Below are 7,806 nucleotides of genomic sequence, written 5' to 3'. Positions count from 1 at the left end.
GGTACTGCACTGGAGACGGTGTGGAAGAGTAGGTCGCCGCCGGGTAAATATGATTCACTAGCTCAGTCGGTAGAGCACTTGACTTTTAATCAAGTTGTCCGGGGTTCGATTCCCCGGTGGATCACCAAAAATCATCTTAAATAATATTTAAGATGATTTTTTTATTTTTTGTTTTCAAGGATAAAAAACATCCTTATTTTATATTTTTCTTTAAACTTTATTATCCATAATAAGTGATTAAAATATTGTTTAGAAAACAGGTAGATTATTCTTAAGTAATTCTTCAAATTTCTCAGCCTTCACAGGTTTACTAAATAAATAGCCTTGAATTTGATTGCAGTTATGGTTTTTTAAAAACTGAAGTTGAGCCACTGTTTCTACCCCTTCTGCAATTATATTTAAATTTAAATTTTTAGCTATAGATATAATAGCCGATACAATTAAAGTACTATTTTTATTAATATTAACATTAATGTCTCTTATAAAAGACTTATCTATTTTTAAAGTATCTATCATTAAGTTTTTTAATTCAGATAAAGAAGAATACCCAGTGCCAAAATCATCTATAGATAACTTTATGCCAAGTTGTTTCAATTCTTGAAAAACAGAATATATTTCCTCTGGATTTTCTATAGAGATACTTTCAGTTATTTCTAATTTTAAGTATTTAGTATCAAGTTCTGTTTCCGCTAAGATTTCTTTTACAATATTAATAAAATTAGCTTGTTTTAATTGAGCAACTGAAACATTTACAGACATAGTAATAGGAGGATAACCTTTTTTTTGCCAGAGCTTATTTTGTATACAGGCCTCTTTTAAAACCCATTTACCTATATCAATAATTAAATTTGTACTTTCGGCTATATAAATAAATTTTTCTGGAGATATTAAACCAAGTTTATGATTATCCCATCTTAGGAGTACTTCAGCTGCTAAAATTTCTGATGTATTGGCATCTACAATAGGCTGATATACTAAAAAAAATTCTTTACGTTCCAGAGCATTATAAAGTTCATTTTCTATATTAAAATTTATATCTAAGTTTTTTAGCATACTGTCATTGAAAATTTCAAATTTACTTTTTTTATTATTTTTACATGTATACATAGCTACATCAGCGTATTTTAAAAGAGTCTCTATATCTTTGCCATGGTCAGGAAAAATAGAAATACCCATACTCGCTTTTATAGATAAATATCTATTTGAAATCCAAAATGGTTTATCAAATTGTTGAATCAGTTTACTGGCTATATAAGTTAGAGTTTCTATATCATGAAAATTTTCAACAATTACCATAAATTCATCTCCACCAAGACGTATGACATATTCACTTTGTTTTGAATTTGTCATAAGTCTATTTGCAACAGCTTGTAAAAGCTTATCACCAATACTATGACCAAGTGTATCATTGATCATTTTAAATCTATCTAGATCAATAAAAATAATTCCAATTTTAGTATTAGAATTTATAAAATTGTTTAGTAATTTATTACCATGTCTTCTAGTGTAAGCATTTGTTAATTCATCTACTGTAGCTTGGTGCTCCAGTTCATTATTTATTACTTCCAATTTTGACCTTATAAATCCCGCGATTGATGAGAAAGAACCTAAAAATAAAGGTGCTGTATCAATCATAAATAACAAATTATTATGCTTATGAATATATATTATGTTTTTTAAATTAATATGTAAATCTAAACTTATGAGTTCAAAAATAATTGCACTAATAGGAAATAAAAATCCAAACAAAATGCCTACTATTGCATAGGTTAGTAATATATTTTTTTTGAAATAATTATATTTCATAAAAACCTCCTGATAAGATAAAGACAGATAAATAAATTGCAGATAGTTATATTAAGTAGATTTGATGATTGCAGTTATTTAATATCTAAAAGTTTGAATATTTACATTTTAACATATAATTCTACATATTTGTGAAATAAATTACATATTTCAAATAATAAATTAAGTTTTTTAGGAAATAATATGATTTTGAAAGGAGTTGTATTATATGATTAAAAATAAAAAAGAAAATAATAGAGATATTAATAAACGTAAATCCAAATTATCTGAAATAACAGATGATAGTGAGTTGTATGATGAAGATGACTATCAATCGTCTCAAATAGTAACCAATTATTATTATAAACCTAGATAGATATAGAATAGTAGGGCTCAAGTGAGCTCTTTTTTATTTTATACAAGGGAAATATTACAAACATTTTTCTTGTTTTTTTTGTTGAGTATTAATATAAACTCTATTAAAATGGTTAATATAACTTAAGGGGGGAAGAAAATGAATGAGATACAGGAGGTATTTCAACAAGCTGTGGAAAAAGTAGATTTTATATCTGATAGAATTACTATTAATACTTTTAAATATATAGGAATTGGTATAGGGATATTTTTATTCTTTCTGTTACTGAAAAAAATATTTACTAAGTATATATTGAGATTTTTATCAAAAATTACATTTAAGGCAAAGATTAATTTAGGAGAAAAATTAGTTGAAGCTTTTCAAGAACCTATGAGATCATTTTTTGTGGTGGTTGGTGGATATTTGGCTATATTATTTTTTGCAAAAGCCGTTCAGGTTAACCTTTATGCATCTCAAGGCCTAACGCAGTTATTCAAATCAAGTATTATTGTATTGAGTGCTTGGGCTTGTTATAATCTTACAACAGAACATTCAGTTTTATATGAAGAATTATATGATACTTTTAATATTAAATTAGATAAAATTGTATTTCCGTTTTTATCTAAAATAATAAGAACTATTATTATTGCATTGGCTATTTGTATAGTTCTTGATGTGTGGGGATTTAACATAAATGGTTTTGTTGCAGGACTTGGAATTGGAGGTGCAGCATTAGCTCTATCTACAAAGGACGCTTTAGCAAATATAGTTGGTGGATTTGTAATTATATTAGACAAACCTTTTTCAATTGGTGATTATATAAAAACACCTAATGTTGAAGGGATAGTTGAAGATATAACTTTTAGAAGCACGAAAATAAGAACTCTTGATAAAGCTTTAGTTACAGAGCCAAATTCTACATTATCCAATTCGGCAATAATAAACTGGACAAAAAGAAATATGAGAAGAATAAACTTTACTTTAGGAGTTACTTATGGGACTTCAAAGGAACAGCTGAGATGCTGTGTAAATAAAATTCGAGAAATGCTTATAGAAGATGAAGGTATAAATAATGAGACTATTTTAGTGAATTTTGATAGTTTCGGAGATAGTAGCTTAAATATATTTATATACTGTTTTACAAATACTACTGAATGGGCTGAATATCTTAAGGTAAAAGAAAATATGAATTACAAAATAATGGATATTTTAGAAAGCGAAGGCGTTTCAGCAGCTTTCCCAAGTACAAGCATATATTTTGAGACACCGTTACTTAATAAGACTAATATTGAAAAATAATATTAATTTTGTTGAACTATTATTAATGATAAAAATAAAGCTTTAGTTACCATACTAAGCTTTATTTTTTATTTTAAAATCAATTTTTGTGGTATTATTAAGATAATAGTCTAATATATACTTCAGGGGGAATTTTATGAATAAGATTAAGATAGTATTAATGAGTATTGCAATACTTACTGTATTCACTGCATGCAGTAATAAAGAAGCTTCTAAAAAAGATGTAAAGGTTGTTGCAGCACCAAAACAGACATCTGTGGAACAAAAAAAGGAAGATGTCAAAAAGGATGAAGTTGAAGATAAAGTAGCAACAAAAAAAGTTGAAGATAGTAAAAATCAGATAAAGCAAGAAAATAATCAAAATAAGAACAAGTCATCTGAAGAAATAAAAACTGATGATATGAAAGCTCAAAATAAAAGTGTACAAGCTAAAGAAAGTTCTACTGCATCTAAAAGCTCTAAACAAAGTATACCTAATGTAAGCTATAAATTAGAAAATAATATAATAGTTATAGACCCGGGTCATGCAAGTAAGGCTGATCTTGGAAAAGAACCATCAGCTCCAAATTCATCAAAGCTTAAATATAAACAGACAGGTGGAGCAGATGGAGTTGTGACAAAAACACCAGAGTACAAGATAAATATGCAGGTAGCCAAAAAATTAAAAAGCAAGTTAGAAGAAAAGGGCTATACTGTAATAATGACTAAAACAGATAACAATAAAACTATGAGTAACGTAGAGAGAGCAAAAGTTGGAAATGAAGCTAATGCTGGTCTTGTTATAAGGATTCATGCAGATTCTGCAGATAACAGTTCTGCAAAAGGTGCCTCTATGCTTGTGCCAGGTAAAAATGAATACACAAAGAAAATTTATGATGAAAGTAAGTTATTTGGTAAAGTTATTTTAAATACTTTAACTAATGAAGTTGGAATGAGAAACAGAGGAGTTATTGAACGAGATGATATTACTGGATTTAACTGGTCTACTGTTCCAGTAGTTTTAGTGGAAATGGGATTTTTATCAAATCGAAATGAAGATAAGCTTTTAAGCAGCAATGATTATCAAGAAAAGATAGCAGATGCTTTAGCTAAAGGGATAGATACATTGAGGAAATAATACATATGCAAAAAAATGAAAAGCCGCGCGTAATTCAGGGGGGAGTTAGCTACGCGGCTTTTTGTCTTGTGTTCACTATAATTATGTTCAGTTTTCTAAGAAAATATACAGAAAGAAATAAATAATTTCGTAAAATTTTAATGTATAATGAATATGATACCTTTGAAGAAATAAAAAGTGTTGCTGAGGGGAATAATATACCTTATCAGATAAGAAAGTTAATGATGATGGTGCATATGTATCTCGTAGTATAAGTCTTTAAATAGGTGGTGATTTATTTGGAAGGCTGGCAAGTTTGGTTTATGATAGGTAGTGGTATTTATTTAATATTACTAGGAATATTTATGTTCAGAAAAAAGGATGCTTCTGTGAGAAAAGTAATAGGAGTTTATAATGTACTTATTGGAATATTTTCAATAATAGCGGCAGTTGCTGCACGTTATTATGATAATATTGCAAGTATGATATTTATGGCATACGTTGTGGTTTTGATAATTTCTTTTATAATTTTTTCTGTATTAAGAGCCACTGAAAAGCACAGTTAATTTTAAAATCAAAAGGGGAAATATGAACGGGGGAGTGATTATGCAGGATAAATCCAATAATAAAAACTTAAAATCTAACAAAAACAGCTGGGCTATATTAACCTTTGTGTTTAGTGTATTTATACTTGGAACTGCTATAGCTAAAAAATTTCAATTAAGTCCTATAGAATGGGTTGCTTTAGTGTTCTGGTTTGGAGGTATAGCTATATACAAATATTCAGCTAGGAGTGAATAGAAAATTAAAAGGAGTACTGAAACTACAAAGTTTCAAGTACTTCTTTTAATTTTTGCCAGTCTTTTTCATACATTGATTTAAACTCAGCATTTCTGTTATATGTAAGAGCTGATGGGTGATACATTGGAAATACATGTCGTTGAAGTTCTTCATTGAAATATAAGTTACCATGACATTCTCCAATACTTTTAAAATTTGTAAGTCTTTTTAAAGGAATATTACCTAAGGTTACAATGATTTTAGGGTTAACAAGATCAATCTCATCATCTAAAACTTCTTTAAATAGTTTTACTTCAGAGGTTTTAGGAGTTCTATTGCTTATAGTAGTTCTGCCGTTTTTACCTTCCTTCTTTTTTATAGGTCTAAAAAAACAGGTATTTGTTATTCTAACTTTGTTGCGAGTAACACCAATAGAATTCAAGTATCCTTCAAAGGTTTCACCAGCCATTCCAACAAAAGGCTTTCCCTGTTCTACCTCAGTTTTACCAGGAGCTTCTCCTACAAATAGAATATCTGAAGGAACGGGGCCATCTCCAGTAATCCATCCACCAGTTTCTTCATTATCATAACTTTCAGCTATATCTTTTATTCTTAAACGCAAATTTTCTAGAGTATTTATTTTAAAAACCTCCCTTATTAATTCAGAGTAATATTATTTTTAGATATATAAGCAGCAACAAATATTATTTATTGTATTAAATCTTCATTGAAGTTTTTTCATAAATTAATTATTGAACAATGAATATTGATAAGTGCACTATATTATATGTAAACTCAAATCCTCATAATTTAAAATAATATATTATTACATAAAGTATTATAACCGAAAATTAGGTTTAATAAGTAATTTTTTATGTTGATAATTTAGTAGAGTGATATTATGTTTAATGCTAATACTTCAAAGGGGGCATAAAATATATAAACTTTCCATGACCGCATTAATTTTTATAGTAAGTTTAATTAAGATTAGAATTTATTTGCCAGTATTGAGTAAAAATAATGAACTATTAAGAATGTGTGAAAAGGCAATTGTAATAAACAATGTAGTTATAGTATCAGTATGTATCTTATGTTCTATTATAATTTTGAAAAAGAAACATAAACAAATGTAAAGAAGTGTATCCATACACTACTAAAAAATATTTAATTGGTATATAATTTTATCTAAAAAAGGTAGAAATGGTGGTGGATGTAATGAAAATTCCTTATATTATGACACCTGGTCCAACTTCCGTTAGAGAGAATGTAAGGTTGGCTAGAGCATTAGAGACAACTAACCCAGATTTAGACTTACAATTTTACGAATTTTATAAAGAAACTTGTGAAAAGTTTGGAGAGTTTTTAAAAACTAAGAACGAAGTGAGAATTCTTAGTGGAGAAGGAATACTAGGACTTGAAGCTGCTTGTGCTTCTTTGACAGAAAAGGGAGATAGAGTCTTGGTAATAGATAATGGAGTATTTGGTGAAGGCTTTGCAGACTTTGTAACTATGTACGGTGGAGAAGCCGTATTTTTTAAAGGTAACAGACGAAGAGCAATAGATATAAATGAATTAGAAGGTTTTTTAGATAAAGACAGTAACTTTAAGTATGCTACTGTAGTTCACTGCGATACACCATCGGGAGTTTTAAATCCTATAGATAAAATTTGTCCTCTTTTAAAGGAAAAAGGAATACTTACTGTAGTAGATTCTGTTGCGGCTATGGGAGGAGAAGAAATTAAGGTTGATGAGTGGAAAATAGATTTAGCTCTTGGAGGTTCACAAAAGTGTCTTTCTGCTCCAGCAGGACTTACATTCTTAAGTATAAGTAATGACGCTTTTGATGCTATGGAAAGCAGAAAAACACCAATAGCCTCATTTTATTGCAACCTTTTAGTGTGGAAGGATTATTATGAAAAGAAATGGTGTCCATATACTCCACCGATAAGTGATATTATAGGGTTAAGACAGGCAGTAGATAATATTTTAGAGGATAAAGATGTTTTAGCAAGACATAATAGAATTGGAGAAGCTTTAAGGAGAACAGTGAAAGAAGCAGGTTTAAATCTTTACACTGAAAATGGATATTCAAATACAGTTACAGCAATAGAGCTGCAAGAAGGTATCAATTCAAATGAATTCATAGATTATATGTTTAAAGAATATAATGTTTTAATAGCAGCTTCCTTTGGTTTTTTAGAAGGAACAGTTATAAGAATAGGAAACATGGGTGAGAATGCTAGAGAAGAAAAGATAGTACATACTCTAGTGGTGTTACAAAAAACTTTTGAACATTTTGGCTTTAAGTGTAGAGAAAATATGGTAGATATATTCTTAAAATATGTAAAAGAACTATAAGATAAAGTGTTCTGGTCAAGTAAAATTGTAACACTTTTGCCTAATATTTTTATGAGCTGTACCGAGCTTCAAAAGGAGTTAATCCTTTATTGAAGGAATGAGGTCTAAGATGGTTATACCAGCTATAGGCATA

The 7,806-nt window shown here is 28.7% G+C and carries 9 protein-coding genes and 1 tRNA gene; 8 read left to right on the top strand and 2 right to left on the bottom strand.

Annotated features, from left to right (window positions below; translation table 11 throughout):
- The first annotated feature begins 51 nt into the window (after nucleotides 1-51).
- A tRNA-Lys gene (locus OIO11_RS12355) sits at nucleotides 52-127 on the top strand.
- 122 nt (nucleotides 128-249) lie between these two features.
- On the opposite strand, the gene OIO11_RS12350 is transcribed toward OIO11_RS12355, so the two are convergent.
- Nucleotides 250-1,806, bottom strand: a complete 1,557-nt coding sequence (locus tag OIO11_RS12350) for a putative bifunctional diguanylate cyclase/phosphodiesterase (RefSeq protein WP_268071765.1) — start codon at nucleotides 1,804-1,806, stop codon at nucleotides 250-252.
- A 208-nt stretch (nucleotides 1,807-2,014) separates the two neighbouring features.
- Between OIO11_RS12350 and OIO11_RS12345 the strand changes: the two genes are divergently transcribed.
- The 5 genes from OIO11_RS12345 (at nucleotide 2,015) to OIO11_RS12325 (ending at nucleotide 5,336) form a co-directional block, all read left to right on the top strand.
- Entirely contained in the window at nucleotides 2,015-2,161 is a 147-nt protein-coding gene (locus OIO11_RS12345; protein ID WP_268071764.1) for a hypothetical protein, read from the top strand.
- Nucleotides 2,162-2,299: 138 nt separating this feature from the next.
- Nucleotides 2,300-3,439, top strand: a complete 1,140-nt coding sequence (locus tag OIO11_RS12340; RefSeq protein WP_268071763.1) for a mechanosensitive ion channel family protein — start codon at nucleotides 2,300-2,302, stop codon at nucleotides 3,437-3,439.
- Nucleotides 3,440-3,575: 136 nt separating this feature from the next.
- Nucleotides 3,576-4,556 carry an N-acetylmuramoyl-L-alanine amidase family protein gene (locus OIO11_RS12335; RefSeq protein ID WP_268071762.1) on the top strand — a complete coding sequence of 327 codons (981 nt, stop codon included), beginning with the start codon at nucleotides 3,576-3,578 and terminating at the stop codon, nucleotides 4,554-4,556.
- Between the two features lie 278 nt (nucleotides 4,557-4,834).
- Nucleotides 4,835-5,101: a hypothetical protein gene (locus tag OIO11_RS12330; protein ID WP_268071761.1), complete on the top strand. Its 267-nt coding sequence runs from the start codon at nucleotides 4,835-4,837 to the stop codon at nucleotides 5,099-5,101.
- A gap of 40 nt (nucleotides 5,102-5,141) precedes the next feature.
- The gene (locus OIO11_RS12325; RefSeq protein ID WP_268071760.1) at nucleotides 5,142-5,336 is read left to right on the top strand and encodes a hypothetical protein; all 195 of its coding nucleotides are present in this window, start codon (nucleotides 5,142-5,144) and stop codon (nucleotides 5,334-5,336) included.
- Between the two features lie 22 nt (nucleotides 5,337-5,358).
- On the opposite strand, the gene OIO11_RS12320 is transcribed toward OIO11_RS12325, so the two are convergent.
- Nucleotides 5,359-5,955, bottom strand: a complete 597-nt coding sequence (locus OIO11_RS12320; protein ID WP_268071766.1) for a uracil-DNA glycosylase — start codon at nucleotides 5,953-5,955, stop codon at nucleotides 5,359-5,361.
- A 310-nt stretch (nucleotides 5,956-6,265) separates the two neighbouring features.
- On the opposite strand from OIO11_RS12320, the gene OIO11_RS12315 reads away from it, so the two are divergent.
- Entirely contained in the window at nucleotides 6,266-6,448 is a 183-nt protein-coding gene (locus OIO11_RS12315) for a hypothetical protein (RefSeq protein WP_268071759.1), read from the top strand.
- An 82-nt stretch (nucleotides 6,449-6,530) separates the two neighbouring features.
- Complete coding sequence (locus tag OIO11_RS12310; protein WP_268071758.1) at nucleotides 6,531-7,673, top strand: pyridoxal-phosphate-dependent aminotransferase family protein; 1,143 nt, start codon at nucleotides 6,531-6,533, stop codon at nucleotides 7,671-7,673.
- Nucleotides 7,674-7,806: the final 133 nt, after the last annotated feature.

This window comes from Clostridium sp. ZS2-4, assembly GCF_026719745.1.
GTDB lineage: Bacteria > Bacillota > Clostridia > Clostridiales > Clostridiaceae > Clostridium_H.
The sequence above is the reverse complement of the archived record's forward strand: the minus strand, read 5'-3'. Positions and strand labels throughout refer to the sequence as shown.